Below are 26406 nucleotides of genomic sequence, written 5' to 3'. Positions count from 1 at the left end.
TGGGACCGGACGCACCGCCTCCCCCAGCCCGCCCGCGCCCGCGCGGCGAACCGACCCCAGGGAGAACCGACGTGACCCGAAGCGCGCACGAACCCGGCTGGCCCGCGCTGCTGACCACGCTGCTCGACCGGTGCGACCTGTCCGCCGACGACACCGCGTGGGCCATGGACGAGACGATGAGCGGCACCGTGACCCCCGCCCGCATGGCGGCGTTCCTGATCGCCCTGCGGGCCAAGGGCGAGACGGTCGACGAGGTCAGCGGCCTGGTGCGGTCGCTCACGGCGCACGCGCACACCGTGGACGTGCCGGGCCCCACGCTCGACATCGTCGGCACCGGCGGCGACGGCGCGCACACCGTCAACGTGTCCACCATGGCGGCCGTCGTCGCGGCCGGCGCGGGCGCACGCGTCGTCAAGCACGGCAACCGGTCCGCGTCCTCGGCGTGCGGCTCCGCCGACGTGTTGGAGGAACTGGGCATCCCGCTCGGCCTGCCGGGGCACCACGCCGCGGAGACCGTCGCCCGGGCCGGCATCACGTTCTGCTTCGCCCCGCTCTTCCACCCGTCGATGCGGCACGCCTCCGCCGTCCGGCGCGAACTCGGCGTCCCCACCGTCTTCAACGTCCTCGGGCCGCTGTCCAACCCCGCCGCGCCCACCGCCCAGGCCGTCGGCGTGGCCGACCGCCGCACGGCTCCGCTGATCGCCGGGGTGCTGGCCGCGCGTGGCACACGGGCCCTGGTGTTCCGCGGCGACGACGGACTCGACGAGCTGACCGTCACCACCACCTCCACCGTCTGGTCCGTCCAGGACGGCGAGGTCCACGAGAGCCGCTTCGACCCCCTGGACATCGGCGTCCCGCGTGCTCCGCTCGACGCGCTGCGCGGCGGCGACCGCGTCCACAACGCCCGGGTCGCCCGCCGGGTCCTGAACGGCGAACCCGGCCCGGTGCGGAACGCGGTGCTGCTGTCGGCCGCGGCCGGGCTGGCCGCACTGGAACCCGGCGCAGGCACCGTCACCGAACGGCTCGCCGCGGGATGGGAACGGGCCGCCGAGGCGGTCGACTCCGGTACGGCGGCGCAGGTCCTCGACGACTGGATCACCGTGACCGCCAAACTGGCCGCCGCCGGGTGAACCGGTCCCTCCTGCCCGGAGCAGTACGCGAACCACGCGTCCGGGGCACGGGCTCCTCCACTTCGGTAGGGCGGTGTCCTCCACGGCCGATCCTGCGTGCAGAAGCTATGCGTGACGCATCGGGCGGATATCGAGCGGGCAACCCGGCCCGTCTTCCTCCGCGTCGCCGTTTCTCACACGGTCGCACCGGCGCATCGCGGACGTGGCGTACCGGCTTCCGAGCCCCCGGTGTTCGAATCCTCCCGGTCATCGAACAAACCGCCGCCATAGTCGCTCGATAAGGCGTGCATATCCGGGTTCCGCAGACTGAGGCGGCGCGAGTGACTCCGCGTGTTTTCCGCCCGTCCGGCTCACCCGAGCCGTTCCCTGTCTCCCGGAGGTGTCCAGCGTGCTTCGTCAGATGCGTCTTTCCGCCGGTGCGGCCGTGGCCGCGGTGGCCGCCGCACTTCTCACCGCCGCCCCGGCGCAGGCCGCTCCGGCCGACAAACCGGAGGTCTTGTCCCGATGGACGCAGACCAGTGCCACCAGCTATCAGGCGTGGAACGCCGCACGACAGAATCAGGCGGCCTGGGCGGCGTACGCATTCGACTGGTCCACCGACTACTGCACCACGTCCCCGGACAATCCCTACGGGTACCCGTTCGCGCAGTCCTGCGCCCGGCACGACTTCGGATACCGCAACTACAAGGCGGCCGGCCAGTTCGCCGCGAACAAGGACCGCCTGGACAGCGCCTTCTACGCGGACCTGAAGCGGGTGTGCGCCACCTACAGCGGTGAGCGCCGCACCGAGTGCGACAGCCTCGCGAGGGTGTACTACGAAGCGGTCCGGATCCTCGGGCTGCGGGAGGCGGACGCCGGAAAGGCCGCCTGACGGCGACCGCCGACCGACGCTTCGGCACCAGCCTGTACCGCACCGGCCGCACAGCGACCGGACACCGTCCCGGGGGAGAAACGGACAGTGCAGAGAATCCACTTCACGGCAGAAGACCTGGCACGGACCCGGCTGAGCCCCACACTCGGCCAGGTCGCGGAGACGGTCTTCGCCCTGGGGCTGCTCGGCCGCCCCGCCAGCGCCGCGCACCTGCGCTGGCGTCACCGGCTGGCCCAGCACCTGCGCCAGCGCACCGCGCTCGCCGCGATGGTCGCCTCGCCCCATGGCCGGCTACGGGCGCCAGGTGATCTGCTCTGCCTGGTCGACGCGGCCTCCGACGAGGGGGACCGTGCGCTGCGGGCCCTCGGCCTGGGGCCCGACGAGGCCCTGGCCGCCGTACGGGACGTGTGGCGGCACGCCCTCGCCCCGTACTGGAACCGGGTGCTGAACCAACTGGAGCACGAGTGCAACGCCCGCGGCCGCATCACCATGACCGGCGGGGTCGACCGGCTCCTGGAGACCCTGCACTCCAAGATCCAGTGGCAGAGCCCGGTCCTCGAAGTGCCCGGACCCGACCGGGACATCCACCTGGACGGACGGGGACTGGTCCTGGTGCCCTCCCTGTTCCTGGTGCACCAGCCCTCGGTGCTGATCCGCTCCCTGCCGGAAGACGGCGGGGCCGCCCTGGTGTTCGCCGTGTCGCCGGACTTCCCCCAGGCCGCCGGACTGTGGGACGAGCCCGACAACACCGGGCAGGCGCTCGGCGCGCTGGTGGGCCGGACGCGGGCGGCGGCCCTGCGCGCCCTCACCGCCTCGCACACCACCTCCGAACTCGCCGAGACACTCGGTATCTCCTCCGCGGGCGCCAGCCAGCACACCGCGGTCCTGCGGGAGTCCGGACTCATCACCACGCACCGCAATCGCAATACCGTTCTCCATACCGTGACTCCCCTCGGAATGGCCCTGCTGGGCATGCGCGTCCGGGAATCGGGGCGCACCTCGGGAAATGGTGAACAGCGCCTTGCGGGCGGGTTCCGTCAGCCCGCGGCGTGAAACCGCTCCGCATCGCACCCGGACGACCGCCACGGTCATTCAGGCGGGAGTGAAACATCCTGCTGGCCGTCGCGGTGACTGCTGAAGCCCAGGCTTAAGAACCCTGCGTACAGCCATCCGGTGGACCCACGGAAAAGGAGGGGACGCGGCCCCGGCCGAGATCCCGTTCCTTGACGTCTACTTCGCGGGCCGACTAGCGTCGCAGCCCGTCGATGATCGTGCATCAATTCCTGACCGCAGAATCGAGGAATCGACGGTCATGTCGGAAGTCAGCACCGCTGCCAATGCCACGGAAATCCTTCGGCATTGGGCCGCCGAACGCCCCGCACAGGACGCGCTCATATGGGTGCGCGATCCGGAGCGGCGGGATGCCCTGCATCTCACTCACGCAGAACTCGACACCCGCGCCCGGCAACTCGCCATGCGGCTCCGCAGCCTTTTCCCCGACGGGTCCCGCATTCTGCTGCTCTGCCCGCCCGCCGAATTCATCGTCCCCTTCGTCGGCTGTCTGTACGCCGGAATGGTCGCCGTACCGGCCCCCCTGCCCGGCCGCTTTCCGCACGAGCGCAGGCGGGTCAAGGCGATCGCCGCCGACTCGCGGGTGTCCGCCGTCCTCACCGACACCGCCGACCTCCCCGCCGTCCGGGACTGGGCGCGCCAGGAGGGCCTGGACGGGCTGCCCCTGCTCGTCGCCGACGACACCGGACTGCCGGGCCCCGACGGCTGGGAGCCGCCGGCCGCCGACCGCGGGACGCTGGCCCTCCTCCAGTACACGTCCGGGTCGACGGGCACCCCCAAGGGGGTGATGATCAGCCACGGCAACCTGCTCACCAACGCGGCCACCCTCTGCACCACCCTCCAGGTCCCCGAAGGCGCCCGGTTCGGCGGCTGGGCCCCGCAGTTCCACGACATGGGCCTGATGGCCCAGACGCTGCCCGCCCTCTTCCACGGCAGCACCTGCGTCCTGATGGACCCGACGGCCTTCCTCAAACGCCCCCATCACTGGCTGCGCATGATCGACACCTACGACGTGGTGTGGTCCGCCGCGCCCAACTTCGGCTACGACTACTGCTGCCGCAAGGTGACCGACGAACAGATCCAGGACCTGGACCTGTCCCGCTGGCGCTACGCCGTGAACGGCTCCGAACCCGTCCAGGCGGGCACGACGACCGAGTTCGCCAAGCGGTTCGCCGCGGCGGGTTTCCGTCCCGAGGCCGCCTCACCCTGCTACGGCCTGGCCGAGTCGACGGTGTTCGTCTCGGGCGCACCGCCCCGCGAGCCCCTCGTCACCACGGTCGACGGCGACGCCCTGGCAAGACGCGAGTTCCGGCCGGTGCCCACCGCCGCGGGCGGTCGCGACCTCCCGAGCAACGGCGCGGCCCACGGCTTCGACGTGGCCGTCGTCGACCCCGAGACCCACCGGCGCCTGCCCGCCGGACGGATCGGCGAACTGTGGCTGCGCGGACCCAACGTCGCCCAGGGCTACTGGGACGACCCGGACACCACCGACGCCACCTTCCGCGCGACCACCGCCGACGGCGACACCGGCTACCTGCGCACCGGCGACCTGGGCACCGTCCATGACGGCGAGCTCTACGTGACCGGCCGCATCAAGGACGTCATGATCTTCCGCGGCCGCAATCTGTACCCCCAGGACATAGAACACGAACTGCGCACCTCCCACCCGGAACTCGCCAACGTGGGAGCCGTGTTCGCCGCGCCCGTCCGCCCGAGCGACCCCCGGGACCTCGAGGAGGGCCTCGTCGTCACCCACGAGGTGCGGGCCGGACTCGGCGAGCCCCGCCTCACGGCGCTGGCCGCCGCCCTCCGGCAGACCGTCGCCCGCGACTTCGGCGTCGTCCCGGCAGCGGTGCTGCTGCTGCGCCGCGGTACGGTCCGCCGCACCACCAGCGGCAAGATCGAACGGGCCGCGATGCGCGAGCTGTTCCTCACCGGACGTCTGGACAGCGAGTACGCCACCGTCATCACCCCGGGTGGTGCCCGATGACCGCGCACGCGCACACCGTGTCCGAGAGAGCGGTACGCCACTGGCTCGCCGAGCGCCTCGGCGTCCTCCTCGACCGGGCCGGTCACGAGATCCAGCCGGATGTCCTGATGGCCGAGTACGGCCTCGACTCCCTCCAGGCGGTCGCCCTGGCGGGGGAGGCCGAGGACCGCTGGGGCCTGCCCGTGGACCCCGACGTGGCCTGGGAGTACCCGACCGTCGCGCTCCTCGCGGCCCACCTCGCCGCACGGATGGCCGACGGCGGCTGATCCGCGGCACCGCAGCACCACAGCACCGCAGCGCCCGCCCGGGACGACGGCATGTCCCGGGCACCGGCGCGCACGTCCCGAACGAGCCGGAGAGAGGGCGGATGTGAGCATGTCCAAGGGCGAGGCCCCGCGTTACCGGGCGTCATCGGCACAGCTGGGCATCTGGGTCGCGCAGCAGTTGCAGCCCGGCAGCCCGCTGTACAACTGCGGCGTGTTCTTCGACATCGACGCGCCGGTGGACCCGGTCCTGCTCGATCGAGCCGTCGTCCGCGCCGTCGAGGACACCGCGGCGCTGCGCGTCCGCTTCACCGAAGACGACGAGGGCCTGTGGCTGCGGACCGTTCCCGAGGCGGCGCCCCCGCGCCATGTCGACCTCGGCGGCGAAGAGGACCCGTACGCCGCCGCCCTCGCCTGGATGCGGGACGATCTGGCCACACCCGTCGACCCCGCCCAGGACACCCTGTACGGGCACGCGCTGCTGACCCTCGCCCCGAACCGCCACCTCCTCGTCTTCCGGTACCACCACATCGCCCTCGACGGCTGGGGGCAGATCCTCCACTGCCGCCGCATCGCCGAGCTGTACACGGCGTACGCCAAGGACGCCGACACACCCGCCACCCCGTTCGGCACCCTGCACGACCTCCTGGCGGACGACGCCGCCTACCTCGGCTCCCCGGCCCACGCCCGGGACGCCGCGTACTGGCGCGCCACCCTCGCCGACCCGCCGGAGCCGCCCCGCCTCGCGGCCGGTTCCGCGCAGCCCGCCCACAGCGAACTGCGCGCCGGGGCCCGGCTGTCCGAGCCGCAGGTCGCCGCCCTCTCCGCGGCGGCCGGCGCGGCCCGCACCCGCTGGACCGTCGTCCTGGTGGCCGCCGTCGCCGCCTACCTCCACCGGCTCACCTCGGTGCGCGACGTCGTCCTCGGCTTCCCCGTCGCCGCCCGCACCAGCCGTACCGCCCTCACCACCCCCGGCATGCTCGCCAACGAGGTGCCGCTGCGGCTGCACGTGCACCCCGCCACGACCTTCCGGGACCTGGTCGCACAGGCCGACGCGCAGGTGCGCGACGCCGTCCGGCACCAGCGCTACCGCGGCGAGGACCTCCACCGGGACTTCGGCCGTACCGCGACGCACCCGCTCACCGGACCGGTCGTCAACCTCGTCGCCCAGGACCTGTCCATCGACCTCGCCGGCCGCACGGTCACCGCCCGCCAGCTGTCCACCGGACGCGTCAGGGACCTCTCCGTGCACATCAGCGGGGCCACCGACGGCACCGGCGGCATCCACGTCGACTTCGACGCGCACCCCGGCCTGTACGAGGACGCCGCGCTGCTCGCCCACCGGGACCGGTTCCTCGGCTTCCTCACCGAAGTGCTGGAGGGCCCCGCCCTGCCCGTCGGACGGGCCGACGTCCTGGACGCCGAGGACACGCACCGCGCCCTCGTCGAGTGGAACGACACCGCCCGTGACGTGCCCGACACCACCTTGCCCGCCCTCTTCGCCGAGCAGGTGCGCCGCACCCCCACCCGTCCGGCCCTGGACGTCGACGGCACCGTGGTGACGTACGCCGAGCTGGACGCCCGCGCGGAACGCCTCGCCCGGCGGCTGCGCCGGGCGGGGGCCCGCCCCGAGTCGTTCGTCGCGGTGGTGCTGCCCCGCTCCGCCGACCTGGTGGTCGCCCTGCTCGCCGTGGTGCGGACCGGTGCCGCCTACGTGCCGGTCGACCCCACCTATCCGGCGGACCGCATCCAGTACGTGCTGCGGGACTGCGACCCCGCCCTCGTCGTGACCGAGAGCCGACTGGCCGACCGGGTCCCCGTACCCGCCTCGCGGCGCCTCCTCGTCGACGACCCCGATACGGCCACCGGCCCGCGGGACTCCGCCGACCAGCCCGCACAGGGGCCGCTGCCCCGGCACCCGGCGTACGTCATCTACACCTCGGGCTCGACGGGCCGCCCCAAGGGCGTGGTGGTCGAACACCGTTCGCTGGCCGCCTACCTGCAACGCGCCCGGCAGGAGTACCCGGCCGCCGCCGGGACCTCCCTCCTGCACTCGCCGGTCGCCTTCGACCTGACCGTCACGGCGCTGTACACGCCCCTGGTCAGCGGCGGCACCGTCCGCGTCGCCGAACTGGACGAGGACACCGCGCACACCGGCGGACAGCCGACGTTCATGAAGGTCACCCCCAGCCACCTGGAACTCCTGGACGCCCTGCCGAACGCCGCGTCGCCCAGCGACACCCTCGTCATCGGCGGCGAGGCCCTGCACGGCGCCGTCCTCGACGGCTGGCGCCGCCGCCACCCCGACGCGGTCGTCTACAACGCCTACGGACCCACCGAGGCCACCGTCAACTGCCTCGACCACCGGCTGGAACCGGGCTCCCGCGTCCAGGACGGTCCCGTGCCCATCGGCCGCCCCTTCGCCAACACCCGGGCCTACGTGCTCGACGGCGCCCTGCGCCCCGTGCCGCCCGGCGTCGCCGGCGAGCTGTACATCGCCGGAACCGGCCTGGCCCGCGGCTACTGGAAACGCCCCGGCCTCACCGCCGAACGCTTCGTCGCCGACCCCCACGCGAGCCTCCACGGCGACGCGGGCGCCCGCATGTACCGCACCGGCGACCTCGTCCGCAGGCGGGACGACGGCACCCTCGTCTTCGTCGGCCGGGCCGACGGCCAGGTCAAGATCCGCGGCCACCGCATCGAACTCGGCGAGGTCCAGAGCCGACTGGCCCGGCTGCCCGAGGTCGCCCAGGCCGCCGTGGTCGCCCGCGAGGACCGGCCCGGTGACCTGCGACTGGTCGGATACGCCGTTCCGTCCGGCGGCGCCCACCCCGACTCGCTGCGCGAACAACTGGCGGACACCCTCCCGGAGTACATGGTCCCGGCCGCGATCGTGCTGCTGGACGCCCTGCCGCTCACCCCGAACGGCAAGCTCGACCGGAAGGCGCTGCCCGCGCCCGAATACGCCGACGACACCCCCGCCCGCGCCGCCCGCACCCCGCACGAAGAGCTGCTCTGCGAGCTGTTCGCACGCGTCCTCGGGCTGCCCCAGGTCGGCCCCGACAGCGACTTCTTCGCCCTCGGCGGGCACTCCCTGCTGGCCACCCGCCTTGCCGCCCGGATCCGCGCCGCCTTCCGGGCGGACGTGTCCGTCCGGCAACTGTTCGACACCCCCACCCCGGTCGGGCTGGCCCGTCACCTCGCCACGGCGGACACCGACAGCACCGACGACGCCCGGCCCGTCCCCGTCCGCGGCCGCCCCGAACGCGTCCCCGCCTCCTACGGGCAGCGCCGCTGGTGGTTCCTGGACCGCCTGGAGGCCCAGGACTCGGCCACGCACAACATCCCCGCCGCCCTCCGGCTCACCGGCGACCTCGACCGGGACGCCCTGCACGCCGCCCTCGCCGACGTCGTCGCCCGGCACGAGCCGCTGCGCACCCTCCTCACCGAGGACCCCGAGGGCCTGCGCCAGACCGTGCTGCCCGCCGACGCCTCACACCCCGCGCTGCCGGTCCAGCCGGTCACCCCGGACGCACTCGACGGCGCCCTCGCAGCGGCCGCCCGCGAACGTTTCGACCTGGGCTCCGAACCGCCCCTGCGCGCGCGACTGTTCACGATCTCCGGCACCGAACATGTCCTGCTGCTCGTCGTCCACCATGTCGCCGCCGACGGCTGGTCCATGGAACGACTCGTCCGCGACCTGGCCACCGCGTACGCCGGACGCCGGCAGGGCCACGCCCCCGACTGGGCGCCGCTGCCGCTGCAGTACGCCGACTACGCCCTGTGGCAGCACGCCTTCCTCGGCGAGCCCGGCGACCCCGGCAGCCGCGCCGACCGCCAACTGGCGTACTGGCGGCAGGCCCTGGCGGACCTCCCCGACGAACTGCCGATGCCCGGCGACCGCTCCCGCCCCGCCGTGCCCACCGGCGCGGGAGACCACCACCGCTTCGACGTTCCCGCCGAACTCCACACACGGATCACCGCCCTCGCCAGGGCCCACGACGTGAGCGTCTTCATGGTGATGCAGGCCGCCCTGGCGGCCCTGCTGTCCCGGCTCGGCGCCGGGAACGACATCCCGATCGGCTCCCCGACAGCCGGACGTGTCCACGAGGACTTCGAAGAGCTGGTCGGCGTGTTCGTCAACACGCTGGTCCTGCGCACGGACCTGTCCGGCGACCCCACGTTCGCCGAACTGCTGACCCGCGTCCGGGAGACCGACCTCGCCGCCTACTCCCACCAGGACCTGCCCTTCGAACGGCTCGTCGGCGAACTCAACCCCTCCCGGTCGCTGTCCCGCAGCCCCCTCTTCCAGGTGATGCTGGCCTTCCAGAACACCTATCAGCACGACGGCATCGGCGCTCTGCGCCACCTGTCCGGACTCGACGCCGAGTTGCTGCCCAGCCACACCGGCACCGCCGAGTTCGACCTGTCCTTCGACTTCGGCGAGCGCTTCACCGCCGACGGTTCACCCGCCGGGATGTACGGCGGCCTGGAATACAGCACCGACCTCTTCAGCCCCGACACCGCCCACCTGCTCGCCGACCGGCTCCTGCGCCTCATCGACCAGGTGTGCGCCGACCCCGCCCGCTCCGTCAGCGCCCTCGCCGTGGTGTCGGCGGGTGAGCGGCGGCGGGTGGTGGTGGAGTGGAACGCGACGGGGCGGGTGGTGCCGTCGGTGTCGTTGGCGGATCTGTTCGTGGAGCAGGTGCGTCGGTCGCCGGATGCGGTGGCGGTGGTGTTCGGGGGTGTGTCGGTGTCGTATGCGGAGTTGGATGCGCGGGCGTGTGCGTTGGCGGGGTGGTTGGTGGGGCGTGGTGTGGGTGTGGGGGACCGGGTGGGGGTGATGGTGCCGCGGTCGGTGGAGTTGGTGGTGTCGTTGTTGGCGGTGCACAAGGTGGGTGCGGCGTATGTGCCGGTGGATGTGGGTTATCCGGTGGAGCGGGTGCGGTATGTGCTGGAGGATGCGGCTCCGTCGGTGGTGCTGACGGTGGCGGAGGGTGTGTCGCGGGTGCCGGACGGGGTGCCGGTGGGGTGTGTGGACGAGGCGTTGTCCGGTGGTGGGGGTTTCGTGCCGCGTGCGGTGCCGGGGGGTGCGGCGTATGTGATGTACACGTCGGGTTCGACGGGGCGTCCGAAGGGTGTGGTGGTTCCGCACCAGGGCGTCGTCAACCGCCTCCTGTGGATGCAGGACACCTACGCGCTCACCGCCGACGACCGCGTCCTGCAGAAGACACCCACCGGATTCGACGTCTCCGTCTGGGAGTTCTTCTGGCCGCTGATCACCGGGGCGACGCTGGTCGTCGCCCGGCCGGACGGCCACCGCGACCCCGCCTACCTGGCGGAACTCATCCAGCACGAGCGCATCACGACCGCGCACTTCGTGCCGTCGATGCTGGGTGCCTTCCTGTCCGAGCCGGCCGCCGCCGAGTGCACCACCCTCACCCGGGTGATCTGCAGCGGTGAGGCCCTGCCCGGCGAACTGCGCGACCGGTTCACCGACACCCTCGACGCGGAACTGCACAACCTCTACGGCCCCACCGAGGCGTCCGTGGACGTCACCTACCACCCCTGCGTGCCCGCCGAGCGGGGCACCCAGGCCGTCGCCATCGGTCGTCCGGTGTGGAACACGTCGGTGTTCGTGTTGGACGGTGGTCTGCGGCCGGTGGGGGTGGGTGTGGTGGGGGAGTTGTATTTGGCGGGGGTGCAGTTGGCGTATGGGTATTGGGGTCGTGCGGGGTTGTCGGCCGAGCGTTTTGTGGCGTGTCCGTTCGGGGTGTCGGGGTCGCGGATGTATCGCACGGGGGATCTGGTGCGGTGGACGTCCGGTGGTGAGCTGGTGTTTGTGGGGCGTGTGGATGATCAGGTGAAGGTGCGGGGTCAGCGGGTGGAGTTGGGTGAGGTGCAGGGGGTGGTGTCTGCTGCGCCGGGTGTGGGTCAGTGTGCGGTGGTGGTGCGGGATGAGGGTGGGGGTGATGTGCGTCTGGTGGCGTATGTGGTGCCGGTGGTGGGTGGTGTGGTGGATGCGGGTGTGGTGCGTTCGTGGGTGGGGGAGCGGTTGCCGGAGGGGATGGTTCCGTCGGCGGTGGTGGTGCTGGACGGGTTGCCGGTGACGGTGAACGGGAAGCTGGACCGGCGTGCGTTGCCTGCGCCGGAGTATCGGGTGGGTGGGGGCCGGTTGCCGCGTGGTCCGCGTGAGGAGATCCTGTGTGGTCTGTTCGCGGAGGTGCTCGGTGTCGCGGAGGTGGGGGTCGACGACTCGTTCTTCGATCTGGGGGGTCACTCGCTGCTGGTGACCCGGCTGGTCTCCCGCATCCGCACCGTCCTCGGCGCCGAACTGCCCCTCCAGCGCGTCTTCCGCACACCGACCGTGGCCGGTGTCGCCGACGCCCTGACGACCGCCGACCAGGCTCGTCCCCCCGTGACCGCCCGCCCCCGGCCCGACCGCCTACCCCTCTCCTACGCGCAGGAACGCCTCTGGTTCCTCGACCGCTTCGAGGGACCCGGCGCCACCTACAACCTCCCCCTCGTCCTCAACCTCTCCGGCGGCCTGGACCGGGAGGCGCTGCGTGCCGCGCTCGCCGACGTCGTGGCCCGGCACGAGCCGCTGCGCACGGTGTTCGCCGAGGACGCCGACGGGCCCCACCAGGTGATCCGGGACGACGCCGCCCTCGACCTGAGCGTCGTCACCACGGACACCGAACGGCTCGACGAGGACCTGACCACCGCCACCCGCCGGCCCTTCGACCTCACCGCCGAACCGCCACTGCGCGTGACCCTCTTCGAGACGAGCGGGGACGAGCACGTTCTGCTGCTCCTCCTCCATCACATCGCCGCCGACGGCTGGAGTCTGCCCGTCCTCGCCGAGGATCTGGCCGCTGCCTATACGGCCCGGCTCGACGGAGCGGCTCCCGTGTGGCAGCCGTTGCCGCTCGGGTACGCGGATGTGGCGGTGTGGCAGCGTGAGGTGTTGGGCTCGGGTGACGATCCCCGGTCGTTGCTGGGCGGTCAGCTGGAGTTCTGGCGGGAGCGGCTGGAAGGGCTGCCGGAGGAGCTGGCGCTGCCGGTGGACCGGCCGCGGCCGGTGGTCGCCTCCTACCGGGGTGAACGCCTGGAGTTCGAGGTGCCGGCCGTGCTGCACGCGCGGGTGGCGGAGGTGGCCCGTGCGCATCGGGTCAGTGTGTTCATGGTGATGCAGGCGGCTCTGGCCGCGCTGCTGACCCGGCTGGGCGCGGGCACGGACGTGCCGATCGGCACCCCGGTGGCCGGGCGGGGCGACGAGGCGGTGGAACGCCTCGTGGGCTGCTTCGTGAACACCCTCGTGCTGCGCACCGACACCTCGGGTGACCCCACCTTCGCCGATCTCCTGGACCGCGTCCGCGAGGCCGACCTGGCCGCCTACGACCACCAGGACCTGCCCTTCGAACGCCTCGTGGCGGAACTCAAACCCGAACGCTCCCTCGCCCGCCACCCCCTCGTCCAAGTAGTCCTCACCTTCGACACCGACGGACCGGCCCACGAGCGGATCGGCACGGCCATGCCCGGCCTCACCGTCACGGAGCACGCCGCGACGACCGGTGCCGCCAAGTTCGACCTCGTCCTCGGTTTCGCCGAACGGCGCACGCCCGACGGCGACCCCGACGGCCTGCGCGCCGCCCTGGTCTTCGCCACCGACCTCTTCGACGAGGCCACCGCCCGCTCCCTGACCGTCCGCTTCCTGGACCTCCTCGCCGCGGTCGCCGAACGGCCCGAGCTGCCCCTGCACGCCGTCGACGTGCTGGTGGGTGAGGAGCGTGTGCCGGTGGCCGGGTTGGGTGCGGAGGGTGTGCGGTCGACGGTGCCGGAGTTGTTCGAGGCGCGGGTGGCCGAGGGGCCGGAGCGTGTGGCGGTGGTGTGCGGTGGCGAGTCGTTGTCGTACGGGGAGTTGGACGCGCGTGCGGAGCGGTTGGCGCATGTGCTGATGGGCCGGGGTGTGGGTCCGGGTGATTTCGTGGCGCTGGCGTTGCCGAGGTCGGTGGAGCTGGTGGTGGCGGTCCTGGGTGTGCTGAAGGCGGGTGCGGCGTATGTGCCGGTGGATCCGGCGTATCCGGTGGACCGGATCGCGTACACGGTGGAGGACTGTGCGCCTGCGGTTCTCGTGACGGTGTCGGAGGTGGCCGAGCGCGTGCCGGCGGCCGGGCCTCGGCTGGTGCTGGATGATCCGGTGGTGGTGGCGGAGTTGGCGGGGATGCCGGTGGCTGGTTCTGCCGGGTGTCGGGCGGGTCTGGTGCCGGAGCAGGCGGCGTATGTGATTTATACGTCGGGGTCGACGGGGCGTCCGAAGGGTGTGGTGGTGGCGCACCAGAACGTGGTGCGGTTGTTCGGGGCGACGGACGGCTGGTTCGGGTTCGGGCCGGATGATGTGTGGACGTTGTTCCACTCGTTCGCGTTCGACTTCTCGGTGTGGGAGTTGTGGGGTGCGTTGTTGTATGGCGGGCGGCTGGTGGTGGTGCCGCACGAGGTGAGTCGTTCTCCGGGGGATTTCCTGGACTTGCTGGTGCGGGAGCGGGTGACGGTGCTGAATCAGACGCCGTCGGCGTTTCATCAGTTGAGTCAGGCGGATGCGGAGCGGCCGGGTGCCGATCTGGCGTTGCGGTATGTGGTGTTCGGTGGTGAGGCGCTGGAGCCGTCCCGGTTGGCGGACTGGTTTACGCGTCGTGGTGAGCGTTCGCCGGTGCTGGTGAACATGTACGGGATCACTGAGACGACTGTGCATGTGACGTATCTGCCGATGAGTGCGGAGCTGGCGGCGGGTCAGTCGCGGAGTCTGATCGGTGGGGGGATTCCGGATCTTCGGGTGTATGTGCTGGACGAGTGGCTGCGTCCGGTGCCGTTCGGGGTGATGGGGGAGATGTATGTCGGTGGTCGTGGTCCGGCGGTGGGGTATCTGGGCCGTGCGGGACTGACGTCGGGGCGGTTCGTCGCGGACCCGTTCGCCGGTGACGGCTCGCGGATGTATCGCACGGGTGACCTGGCACGCCGTCTGCGGGACGGCGGTCTGGAGTACCTGGGGCGTGCCGACGACCAGGTCAAGATCCGCGGCTTCCGCATCGAACTCGGCGAGATCGAAGCGGCCCTCGTGGCGCATCCCGCCGTCGCGGGCGCGGCCGTCGTCGTCCACGAGGACCGACCCGGGGACAAGCGGCTCGTCGCCTACGTCGTCCCGGCGGACGACGCACCGGACCACCGCGCGCTCCGGGAGCGGACCGCGGCCGCACTGCCCGAGTACATGGTGCCGTCCCAGTTCGTCACCCTCGACGTGCTGCCGCTCACCGCCAACGGCAAGCTCGACCGCAAGGCCCTGCCCGCTCCCGGGCCGATCGACGGAGCGGGCGCCGGACGCGCCCCGCGCACCGCACGCGAAGAGATCCTGTGCGGCCTGTTCGCCGACGTCCTGGGCGTCGAGCGGGTCACCGTGGACGACGACTTCTTCGCCCTCGGCGGGCACTCCCTCCTCGCCACCCGGCTCATCGGCCGCATCCGCGCCGCCCTCGGCGCCGAACTGTCCGCACGAGCCCTGTTCGAAGCGCCGACGGTCGCCGAACTGGCCGGACGGCTCGGAACGGCAGACGCGGCCCGCACCGCGCTGACCCGCGCCGAGCCCCGGCCGGAGCGCATACCCCTGTCGTACGCGCAGCAGCGGCTGTGGTTCCTCCAGCACCTCCAGGGACCCAGCCCGGCCTACAACATCCCGGCCGCACTGCGGCTGTCCGGCGACCTCGACCGCGACGCCCTGTACCTGGCCCTGCGGGACCTCGTCACCCGGCACGAGTCGCTGCGCACCGTCTTCGCCGAGGGCGACGAAGGACCCCGCCAGCAGATCCTGCACCCGGCCGAGGCGCTGCCCGCCCTGCCCGTCGAGGACGTCACCGAGGACCGACTGGACGCCGTGCTCGCCGACGCCGCGCGCACCGGTCTCGACCTCACCGCCGACGCACCGCTGCGCGCCCGGCTGTACGCCCTCGCCCCGCGCGAGCACGTGCTGATGCTGGTCATCCACCACGCCGCCACCGACGGCTGGTCACTCCAGCCGCTGGCCCGCGACCTCGCCACCGCCTACACCGCCCGCGCCGACGGCAGGGCACCGCACTGGACGCCGCTGCCCGTACAGTACGCCGACTACAGCCTGTGGCAGCACACGCACCTCGGCTCCGAGGACGACCCGGACTCCGCGATCTCGCGCCAACTGGCCCACTGGACCGAGGCGCTCGCCGGGGTGCCGGCCGAACTCACCCTGCCCACCGACCACCCGCGTCCCCTGGTCGCGTCCGAGGACGGTGACGCGGTCGCCTTCGAGGTACCCGCACAGGTCCACGAAGGGCTGCTGCGGCTCGCCCACAGCAGTGGAGCCAGCCTCTTCATGGTCGTGCAGACCGCGCTCGCCGCCCTCCTGACGCGGCTCGGCGCGGGCCACGACATCCCCATCGGCACCCCCGTCGCCGGCCGGAACGACGAGGCACTCGAGGACCTGATCGGCTTCTTCGTCAACACGCTCGTCCTGCGCACCGACACCTCCGGCAACCCCGCCTTCACCGAACTCCTGGACCGGGTGCGCACCACCGACCTGGCGGCCTACGACCACCAGGACGTCCCCTTCGAGCGCCTCGTCGACGCGCTCAACCCCGAGCGGTCCCTGGGCCGTCACCCCCTCTTCCAGGTGTCGCTCACCGTCGACGGCTCCGACCGGCAGGACGCGCTGGACGCCGTCGGACAGCTGCCCGGGCTCACCGTGACCGGGCACCCCGTCAGCACCCGCGCCGCGAAGTTCGATCTGTCCTTCGTCGTGGAGGAACGGCCGGGGGACGTCGACGGACCCGCCGGTCTGCGCGGCGCCGTCGAGTTCCGCACCGACCTCTTCGACCGGCGCACCGCCGACACGATCGCCGAACGGTTCGTCCGAGTCCTGACCGCGGTCGCCGAACGTCCCTCGGCGCGCATCGGTGAGGTGGACGTGCTGGTGGGTGAGGAGCGTGTGCCGGTGGCCGGGTTGGGTGCGGAGGGTGTGCGGTCGACGGTGCCGGAGTTGTTCGAGGCGCGGGTGGCCGAGGGGCCGGAGCGTGTGGCGGTGGTGTGCGGTGGCGAGTCGTTGTCGTACGGGGAGTTGGACGCGCGTGCGGAGCGGTTGGCGCATGTGCTGATGGGCCGGGGTGTGGGTCCGGGTGATTTCGTGGCGCTGGCGTTGCCGAGGTCGGTGGAGCTGGTGGTGGCGGTCCTGGGTGTGCTGAAGGCGGGTGCGGCGTATGTGCCGGTGGATCCGGCGTATCCGGTGGACCGGATCGCGTACACGGTGCAGGACTGCCGGCCGAAGCTGGTGGTGACGGCCGCCGAGGTCGTGGAACGACTCGGTTCCTTCGGTGGTGCCGTGCTGGTGCTGGATGATCCGGTGGTGGTGGCGGAGTTGGCGGGGATGCCGGTGGCTGGTTCTGCCGGGTGTCGGGCGGGTCTGGTGCCGGAGCAGGCGGCGTATGTGATTTATACGTCGGGGTCGACGGGGCGTCCGAAGGGTGTGGTGGTGGCGCACCGGAATGTGGTGCGGTTGTTCGGGGCGACGGATGGCTGGTTCGGGTTCGGGCCGGATGATGTGTGGACGTTGTTCCACTCGTTCGCGTTCGACTTCTCGGTGTGGGAGTTGTGGGGTGCGTTGTTGTATGGCGGGCGGCTGGTGGTGGTGCCGCACGAGGTGAGTCGTTCTCCGGGGGATTTCCTGGACTTGCTGGTGCGGGAGCGGGTGACGGTGCTGAATCAGACGCCGTCGGCGTTTCATCAGTTGAGTCAGGCGGATGCGGAGCGGCCGGGTGCCGATCTGGCGTTGCGGTATGTGGTGTTCGGTGGTGAGGCGCTGGAGCCGTCCCGGTTGGCGGACTGGTTTACGCGTCGTGGGGACCGTTCGCCGGTGCTGGTGAACATGTACGGGATCACTGAGACGACTGTGCATGTGACGTATCTGCCGATGAGTGCGGAGCTGGCGGCGGGTCAGTCGCGGAGTCTGATCGGTGGGGGGATTCCGGATCTTCGGGTGTATGTGCTGGACGAGTGGCTGCGTCCGGTGCCGTTCGGGGTGATGGGGGAGATGTATGTCGGTGGGCGTGGTCCGGCGGTGGGGTACCTGGGCCGTGCGGGACTGACGTCGGGGCGGTTCGTCGCGGACCCGTTCGCCGGTGACGGCTCGCGGATGTATCGCACGGGTGACCTGGCACGCCGTCTGCGGGACGGCGGACTGGAGTACCTGGGGCGTGCCGACGACCAGGTCAAGATCCGCGGCTTCCGCATCGAACTCGGCGAGATCGAGGCAACGCTGGCCCGCCATCCCGAAGTCGGGCAGTGTGCTGTCGTCGTGCGCGAGGACCGTCCCGGGGACAAGCGGCTGGTCGCCTACGCCGTGCCGGCCGCCGGGACCACCGCCCTCCCGGACACCGCCCGGCTGCGCGAACACCTCGCGCGGGACCTGCCCGACTACATGGTGCCCATGGCGATCATGCCGCTGGACACCCTGCCTCTCACACCCAACGGAAAGATCGACCAACGAGCGCTGCCCCGCCCGGTGTACGGCGACGAAACCCGTCGTCGCGGCCCGCGCACCGCGCGTGAGAAGGCTCTGTGCGCGCTGTTCGGCGAGGTGCTCGGCCAGGACGAGATCGGCGTCGACGAGGGGTTCTTCGCGCTCGGCGGGGACAGCATCATGGCCATCCAACTGGTCAGCGGGGCCCGGCGCGCCGGCTTCGAGCTGACCGTCCGTGAGGTGTTCGAGCACCAGACGGTCGCCGCGCTCGCCCACACCGTGCGCGACGCCGACGGTCACACCGGCCGCCCGGTCGACGAACCCGGCGGAACCGGACACGTACCGCTCCTGCCCATCAACCACTGGCTCGCTGAACTCGCGGGGCCCGTCGACCACTTCAGCCAGTCCCAGCTGATCCGCACCCCTGCCGGGACCGACCTCGACCGCTTGGAGCGCGCACTGCAGGCAGTCCTGGACCACCATGACGCCCTCCGCATGACGCTCCACATCGACGACACCGACGACACCGACGACGAGGACACCGGCGAGACCGGCGCAGCGAGCGCGGTCGGCTGGCGGCTGGAGGTCCCCGAGGGACCTGGACCACGCGCCGCTGACGTCCTTCACCGAGTCGACGTGTCCCGGCTCGACGAGGAGGAACAGCGCCGGGCCTTCGTGAGCGAGGGCACCGCCGCGCGCGCCCGGCTCGCCCCCCGCGACGGCACCATGGTGCAGGCCGTGTGGTTCGACGCGGGACCCGACCGGCAGGGACGGCTGCTGCTGGCCGTGCACCACCTCGCCGTCGACGGAGTGTCCTGGCGCATCCTCCTGCCCGACCTCGCCGAGGCCTGGCGGGCCGACGGCGCGGGCGACGCACCGCCGCTCCAGCCCGTGGGCACCTCGCTGCGCGGCTGGGCGCTGCGGCTGGCCGAACTGGCCGCCACCCGGCCCGACACCGAACTCGCCCGCTGGGAGGCCGTCCTCGACACACCCGACCCACTGGCCGGACTCCCGGCCCTCGACCCGGCCCGCGACACCTACGCGACCGCCGGACACCTGACCCTGACCCTGCCGCCGGACGTCACCTCGGCCGTCCTGGGCGCCGTCCCCGCCGCCTTCCGCGCCGGACCCGACGAGGTGCTCCTGGCCGCGTTCACCCTCGCCCTCTCCGAGTGGCGACAGGGCGACGGACGGCAGCAGGCGGGGGACGTCCTCGTCGACCTCGAAGGCCACGGCCGCGAGGAGGAGTTCGCCGGTGGCGCCGACCTGTCGCGGACCGTGGGCTGGTTCACCGCCCTGTACCCGGTGCGGCTCGGCACCGGTTCGCTGGACCGGGCCGACGCCTGGGCCGGCGGGCCGACCGCCGGCGACCTGGTGAAGCGGGTCAAGGAACAGCTGCGGGCCGTTCCCGACCGGGGCATGGGCTACGGCCTGGCCCGCTACCTGGACCCCCGTACGGCGCGACGGCTCGCCGCGCGGCCCCGCCCCCGGATCGGGTTCAACTACCTGGGCCGCTACACGGTGGGCGCCGACGCGGACGCCGACGACTGGAGCGTGGTGGCGGGCGTCGACACCGGATCCGACCACGATCCGGGCATGCCGCTGCCGCACGCCGTGGAAGTGAACGCGGCCACCCGTGACACCGCGCACGGCCCGGAACTGGTGGCCGTGTGGACCTGGGCGGCCGGACTGCTGACCGAGGACCGGGCCGAGGAACTGGCCCGGCTGTGGTTCCGGGCCCTCAAGGCCCTGGCCGCACACGCCGAACGTCCCGACGCCGGCGGGCTGACCCCGTCCGACGTGGCGCTGTCGTCCATCGACCAGCGCGAGATCGACGAGTTCGAAGAAGAGCTGACGCAGGAGTGGGAGACGCACACATGAGCCGACAGGCGAAGGCCATCGAGGACATTCTGCCGCTCTCCCCGCTACAGGAGGGGCTCCTGTTCCACAGCGTCTACGACCGGTCCGGCGACGACGTCTACACCGCGCAGTCCGTGTTCGAACTGACCGACGACAGCGGCGCGGGCCCCCTCGACACGGACGCCCTGCGCGCGGCCGTCGCCGGTCTGCTGCGCCGGCACGCCGCGCTGCGCGCCTGCTTCCGCGAGCGCAAGAGCGGCGAATGGGCGCAGCTCGTGCTGCGCCATGTCGAGCCCGACTGGCGCGAGATCGATCTCAGCGCCCTGCCCGAGGCCGAGCGCGCGGCCGAGGCGGACCGTATCGTCACCGAGGACCGCACCCGACGCTTCGACCTGTCCCGGCCGCCGCTGATGCGCTGCACGCTGCTGCGGCTGGGCGACGGGGTCCACCGCTTCCTGCTCACCAGCCACCACCTGCTGTACGACGGCTGGTCCCAGCCACTGCTCGCCCGTGACCTGTTCGCGCTGTACGAGAACGGCGGCGACACCGACCAGCAGGCGCCCGTGCGTCCCTACCGCGACTACCTGACCTGGCTCGCCGGACAGGACCGCGAGGCGGCCCTGCGTGCCTGGGGCGACGCACTCGCCGACGTCGACGAGGCAACCCTCGTCGCCCCCGGCGCCGACCGGTCCCCCGTAGTCCCCGACGAACTGCGGACCGAACTCGACGAAGGAGACACCGCCGCGCTGCTCCGCTGGGCGCGGGACAACGGCCTCACCCTCAGCACCGTCGTGCAGGGCGCGTGGGCCCTCGTCCTCGCCTCCGTCACCGGCCGGGACGACATCGTGACCGGCCTCACCGTCAACGGCCGGCCGCCCGAGGTCGCCGGTGTCGAGTCGATGGTCGGCCTGTTCATCAACACGGTGCCCCTGCGGCATCGCATCCGCCGCGCCGAGACCCTCACGGCGATGCTGCGGCGCCTCCAGGACGAGCAGACCCTCCTGCTGCCCCACCAGCACCTCGGGCTCTCCGAGATCCAGCGCCAGTCCGGCGTCACCGGCGAACTCTTCGACACGCTCTGCGTCTTCCAGAACTACCCCTCCAGCGGGGCCGCCCGCCGCGGCGCCGCCGACACGCGCTCGCTGCCCGTCACCCGGATCGACAGCCGGGACGCCACCCACTACCCGCTGGCACTCGTCACCGCCCCCGGAGACCGGCTCGGCTTCCGGCTCGACTACCGCTCCGACGCCGTCGCCCACGACACGGCCCGAGCCGTGCTCGACCGGCTGCGCCTCGTCCTCGACGCCCTGGTCCGCGACCCCGACCAGCCCGTCGCCTCCGTGGAACTGCTGTCGGCGGGTGAGCGGCGGCGGGTGGTGGTGGAGTGGAACGCGACGGGGCGGGTGGTGCCGTCGGTGTCGTTGGCGGATCTGTTCGTGGAGCAGGTGCGTCGGTCGCCGGATGCGGTGGCGGTGGTGTTCGGGGGTGTGTCGGTGTCGTATGCGGAGTTGGATGCGCGGGCGTGTGCGTTGGCGGGGTGGTTGGTGGGGCGTGGTGTGGGTGTGGGGGACCGGGTGGGGGTGATGGTGCCGCGGTCGGTGGAGTTGGTGGTGTCGTTGTTGGCGGTGCACAAGGTGGGTGCGGCGTATGTGCCGGTGGATGTGGGTTATCCGGTGGAGCGGGTGCGGTATGTGCTGGAGGATGCGGCTCCGTCGGTGGTGCTGACGGTGGCGGAGGGTGTGTCGCGGGTGCCGGACGGGGTGCCGGTGGGGTGTGTGGACGAGGCGTTGTCCGGTGGTGGGGGTTTCGTGCCGCGTGCGGTGCCGGGGGGTGCGGCGTATGTGATGTACACGTCGGGTTCGACGGGGCGTCCGAAGGGTGTGGTGGTTCCGCACCAGGGCGTCGTCAACCGCCTCCTGTGGCTCCAGTCCGTCGACCCCCTGGCCCCCCACGACCGACTGCTCCAGAAGACGCCCATCGGCTTCGACGTCTCCGTACCCGAGCTCTTCTGGCCGCTCATCACCGGCGCGACACTCGTCATGGCCCGCCCCGACGGCCACCGCGACCCCGCGTACCTCGCCGACGTGATCCGGCGGGAGCGCATCACCAGCGTGCACTTCGTGCCGTCGATGCTGGGTGCCTTCCTGTCCGAGCCGGCCGCCGCCGAGTGCACCACCCTCACCCGGGTCTTCTGCAGCGGCGAGGCTCTGCCCGGCGAACTGCGCGACCGGTTCACCGACACCCTCGGCATACGCCTGCACAACCTGTACGGGCCGACGGAAGCCTCCATCGAGGTCACCCACCACCAGTGCGGAGACGAGCGAGGCCCCGCCCCCGTGCCCATGGGCCGTCCGGTGTGGAACACGTCGGTGTTCGTGCTGGACGGTGGTCTGCGGCCGGTGGGGGTGGGTGTGGTGGGGGAGTTGTATTTGGCGGGGGTGCAGTTGGCGTATGGGTATTGGGGTCGTGCGGGGTTGTCGGCCGAGCGTTTTGTGGCGTGTTCGTTCGGGGTGTCGGGGTCGCGGATGTATCGCACGGGGGATCTGGTGCGGTGGACGTCCGGTGGTGAGCTGGTGTTTGTGGGGCGTGTGGATGATCAGGTGAAGGTGCGGGGTCAGCGGGTGGAGTTGGGTGAGGTGCAGGGGGTGGTGTCTGCTGCGCCGGGTGTGGGTCAGTGTGCGGTGGTGGTGCGGGATGAGGGTGGGGGTGATGTGCGTCTGGTGGCGTATGTGGTGCCGGTGGTGGGTGGTGTGGTGGATGCGGGTGTGGTGCGTTCGTGGGTGGGGGAGCGGTTGCCGGAGGGGATGGTTCCGTCGGCGGTGGTGGTGCTGGACGGGTTGCCGGTGACGGTGAACGGGAAGCTGGACCGGCGTGCGTTGCCTGCGCCGGAGTATCGGGTGGGTGGGGGCCGGTTGCCGCGTGGTCCGCGTGAGGAGATCCTGTGTGGTCTGTTCGCGGAGGTGCTCGGTGTCGCGGAGGTGGGGGTCGACGACTCGTTCTTCGATCTGGGGGGTCACTCGCTGCTGGTGACCCGGCTGGTCTCCCGCATCCGCACCGTCCTCGGCGCCGAACTCTCCATCAGGCAGGTCTTCGAGAAGACCACGGTCGCCGAGCTGGCCGCGCTGCTCGACACCGCCGCCACGGCCCGCACCCCCGTCACGCCGGTCCGGCCCCGGCCCGCCCGGGTGCCGCTGTCCCTCGCACAGGAACGCCTCTGGTTCCTGCACCGCTTCGAGGGACCCGGCGCCACCTACAACCTGCCCATGGCGCTCCGCCTCTCCGGCGGCCTGGACCGGGAGGCGCTGCGGGCCGCGCTCGCCGACGTCGTGGCCCGGCACGAGCCGCTGCGCACGGTGTTCGCCGAGGACGCCGACGGGCCCCACCAGGTGATCCGGGACGACGCCGCCCTCGACCTGAGCGTCGTCGCCACGGACACCGAACGGCTCGACGAGGACCTGACCGCCGCCGCCCGGTACCCCTTCGACCTCACCGGCGACCTCCCCGCCCGCGCCTGGCTGTTCCAGGTGGCGGACGACGACCACGTCCTGCTCTTCCTCGTGCACCACATCGCGGCCGACGGCTGGTCCGTGCGCGTCCTCGCCGAGGATCTGGCCGCTGCCTATACGGCCCGGCTCGACGGAGCGGCTCCCGTGTGGCAGCCGTTGCCGCTCGGGTACGCGGATGTGGCGGTGTGGCAGCGTGAGGTGCTGGGCTCGGGCGACGATCCCCGGTCGTTGCTGGGCGGTCAGCTGGAGTTCTGGCGGGAGCACCTGGAAGGGCTGCCGGAGGAGCTGGCGCTGCCGGTGGACCGGCCGCGGCCGGTGGTCGCCTCCTACCGCGGTGAACGCCTGGAGTTCGAGGTGCCGGCCGCGCTGCACGCGCGGGTGGCGGAGGTGGCCCGTGCCCATCGGGTCAGCGTGTTCATGGTGATGCAGGCGGCTCTGGCCGCGCTGCTGACCCGGCTGGGCGCGGGCACGGACGTGCCGATCGGCACCCCGGTGGCCGGGCGGGGCGACGAGGCCGTGGAACGCCTCGTGGGCTGCTTCGTGAACACGCTCGTCCTGCGCACCGACACCTCGGGCGATCCCACCTTCGCCGATCTCCTGGACCGCGTCCGCGAGGCCGACCTGGCCGCCTACGACCACCAGGACCTGCCCTTCGAACGCCTCGTGGCGGAACTCAAACCCGAACGCTCCCTCGCCCGCCACCCCCTCTTCCAGGTCATGCTGGCCTCCGCCGACGGCACCGGCGAGGCCACGGCCGGGCTGCCCGGCGTGACCGCGACGCCCCTCGACGTCGGCACCCGCACCGCGCAGTTCGACCTGTACCTCACCTTCCGGGAGCGGCGCGGCGACGACGGCGCCCTGGGCATCGGCTGCTCACTGGAGTTCGCCACCGACCTCTTCGACACGGACACCGCCCGCCGGCTCGCGGACCGGCTCGTACGCCTCATGGACGCCGCGACCCGGGCGCCCGGCAGCGCCGTCGCGGACCTCGACCTGCTGGATCCGGCCGAGAGCGCCCAGGCGCTGACCGGCGGTCACGACACCACGGCCGACGTCCCCACGGCGTCCCCGGCCGAACTGTTCGCACAGCAGGCCGCACGGACCCCCGACGCACCGGCCCTCACCTCCCGGGGCCGCACGCTCACCTACCGGGAGTTGGACGAGGCCGCCAACCGGCTGGCCCACCACCTCATCGCGCTCGGCTGCGGCCCCGAGCGGTACGTGGCGCTGGCCCTGCCGCGCACCGAGCAGCTGATCGTCGCCCTGCTCGCCGTGCTCAAGTCCGGCGCCGCCTACCTTCCCGTCGACCCGGACTTCCCGCCCGACCGGATCGCCCTGATGCTGGCCGAGGCCCGGCCCGGGGTCCTGCTGACCACCCAGGAGCACAGCGCCGCCGTGCCCGCCGACGAGGCGAGCCGCATCGTCGCCCTCGACGCCCCCGCCACGCGCGCGGAACTGGCCGCGAGGCCCCACCACGAGCCGACCGACGCCGACCGCACGGCACCCGCGCACCCCGGTCACCCGGCCTACGTGATCTACACCTCCGGTTCGACCGGCCGCCCCAAGGGCGTCGTCGTGCCGTCCGGCGCGCTCGTCAACTTCCTCCACGACATGGGCCGCAGGGCCGCACTCGCCCCCGGCGACCGGCTGCTCGCCGTGACCACCGTCGGCTTCGACATCGCCGCCCTGGAGATCTTCGGCCCCCTCCTCAACGGCGCCGAAGTCGTCCTCGCCGACGGTGACGAGGCCCGCGACCCCGCCGCCCTGCGCGCGCGCCTCACCGGCGACGGCATCACCGTCATGCAGGCCACCCCCAGCCTCTGGCAGGCGCTCACCGCCGACGGCGAGCCCACCGCGCTGACCGGCGTCCGCGTGCTGACCGGCGGCGAGGCGCTGCCCGCGGCCCTGGCCCGCACCCTGCGCCGCGACGCCGCCGCCGTCCTCAACGTGTACGGGCCGACCGAGACCACCGTGTGGTCCACCGCATCCGTCGTCGACGCGCGGGCCGAACAGGCCCCCGACATCGGCGTCCCGATCGCCAACACCCGCACCTACGTCCTCGACCGCGCCCTGCGCCCCGTCCCGCCGGGCGTCGTGGGGGAGCTGTACATCGCCGGAACCGGCGTCGTCCGCGGCTACCTCGACCGCCGCGACCTCACCGCGGAGCGGTTCGTCGCCGACCCGTACGGCCACACGCACGGCGCGCCCGGCGCCCGCATGTACCGCACCGGAGACCTCGCCCGCCGCACCCCGGACGGACGGCTGAGGTTCGTGTCCCGCGCCGACGACCAGGTGAAACTGCGCGGCTTCCGGATCGAACTCGGCGAGGTCGAGGCCGCCCTCGCCACGCACCCGGACGTACGGCTGGCCGCCGCCACGGTGCGCGAGGACCGGCCCGGCGACCGGCGCCTGGTCGCCTACGTGGTGCCCGCCGACGGCCGGGAGCCCCAGGCCGCCGAACTGCGCGAGCACATGGCCGGGGCGCTGCCCGACTACATGGTGCCGTCCCTGTTCGCCACCCTGGAGGCGCTGCCCCTCACTCCGAACGGGAAGCTCGACCGCAGGTCCCTGCCCGCGCCCGCGTACGACGCCGACGGCGGCGGGCGGGAGCCGCGCACCCCGCGCGAGGAGATCCTGTGCGCCCTGTTCGCCGACGTCCTCGGCGTGCCGAGGATCACCGTCGACGACGACTTCTTCGCCCTCGGCGGACACTCGCTCCTGGCCACCCGGCTCGTCGGCCGCATCCGCACCGTCCTCGGCACCGAACTGCCCCTGCGGACGCTGTTCGAGGCACCCACCGTCGCCCGGCTCGCGCCCCGCCTGGACACCGCCGGCCGTGCCCGCGAAACCGTCACGGCCGGACACCGCCCCGAGCGGCTGCCCCTGTCGTACGCGCAGACACGGCTGTGGTTCCTCAACCGCTACGAGGGCCCCTCCGCGACCTACAACATGCCGCTCGCGCTGCGACTCACCGGCACCCTCGACCAGCCGGCCCTGGCGGCCGCGCTCACCGACCTCGTCGACCGGCACGAGCCGCTGCGCACCGTGTTCGCCGAGGACGCCCAAGGCCCGCACCAGATCGTCCGCGACACCGCCCCCCTCGAACCCGAGACGGCCGACGTGACGCCGGACGAACTGGACGCCCGCCTCGCCGAGGCCGCCCGGTACGGATTCGACCTG

The 26406-nt window shown here is 72.5% G+C and carries 7 protein-coding genes (1 of these 7 running past the window's edge); all 7 read left to right on the top strand.

The features are described 5' to 3' along the window. Positions 1-71: 71 nt before the first annotated feature. Positions 72-1130, top strand: a complete 1059-nt coding sequence (trpD, locus tag ACGH52_RS02495) for an anthranilate phosphoribosyltransferase (RefSeq protein ID WP_399937223.1) — start codon at positions 72-74, stop codon at positions 1128-1130. A 400-nt stretch (positions 1131-1530) separates the two neighbouring features. Beyond that, positions 1531-2001 (top strand): phospholipase, encoded by a 471-nt coding sequence (locus ACGH52_RS02490; protein WP_121702744.1) that lies wholly within the window; start codon positions 1531-1533, stop codon positions 1999-2001. Positions 2002-2088: 87 nt separating this feature from the next. Then, positions 2089-3054: a helix-turn-helix transcriptional regulator gene (locus ACGH52_RS02485; protein WP_063895711.1), complete on the top strand. Its 966-nt coding sequence runs from the start codon at positions 2089-2091 to the stop codon at positions 3052-3054. Positions 3055-3313: 259 nt separating this feature from the next. Next, positions 3314-5062, top strand: a complete 1749-nt coding sequence (locus ACGH52_RS02480) for a fatty acyl-AMP ligase (protein WP_121702742.1) — start codon at positions 3314-3316, stop codon at positions 5060-5062. After that, a complete protein-coding gene (locus tag ACGH52_RS02475) occupies positions 5059-5328 on the top strand; it encodes an acyl carrier protein (protein WP_059298593.1) in 270 nt (89 codons plus the stop codon). Before ACGH52_RS02480 ends, ACGH52_RS02475 begins: the two co-directional genes overlap by 4 nt. Before the next feature lie 109 nt (positions 5329-5437). After that, positions 5438-19741: an amino acid adenylation domain-containing protein gene (locus ACGH52_RS02470; protein WP_399937218.1), complete on the top strand. Its 14304-nt coding sequence runs from the start codon at positions 5438-5440 to the stop codon at positions 19739-19741. Continuing rightward, on the top strand, positions 19738-26406 hold the start of the coding sequence (locus tag ACGH52_RS02465; protein ID WP_399937215.1) for a non-ribosomal peptide synthase/polyketide synthase. It continues 10818 nt past the right edge of the window; only the first 6669 of its 17487 coding nucleotides appear in the window; its start codon is at positions 19738-19740; its stop codon lies beyond the right edge, outside the window. The genes ACGH52_RS02470 and ACGH52_RS02465 overlap by 4 nt, the downstream gene beginning before the upstream one ends.

It is taken from the genome of Streptomyces sp. BBFR25, from assembly GCF_044590125.1.
Classification (GTDB): Bacteria; Actinomycetota; Actinomycetes; order Streptomycetales; family Streptomycetaceae; genus Streptomyces; species Streptomyces canus_D.
Note: the sequence above shows the minus strand (reverse complement) of the source record. Positions and strands in the feature narration are given on the sequence as shown.

Bases quoted from the DNA above. Each gene is read 5' to 3' on its own strand.
- ACGH52_RS02490 (WP_121702744.1), top strand. From the start codon at position 1,531: ATGCGTCTTTCCGCCGGTGCGGCCGTGGCCGCGGTGGCCGCCGCACTT.
- ACGH52_RS02480 (WP_121702742.1), top strand. From the start codon at position 3,314: ATGTCGGAAGTCAGCACCGCTGCCAATGCCACGGAAATCCTTCGGCAT.
- ACGH52_RS02475 (WP_059298593.1), top strand. From the start codon at position 5,059: ATGACCGCGCACGCGCACACCGTGTCCGAGAGAGCGGTACGCCACTGG.
- ACGH52_RS02470 (WP_399937218.1), top strand. From the start codon at position 5,438: ATGTCCAAGGGCGAGGCCCCGCGTTACCGGGCGTCATCGGCACAGCTG.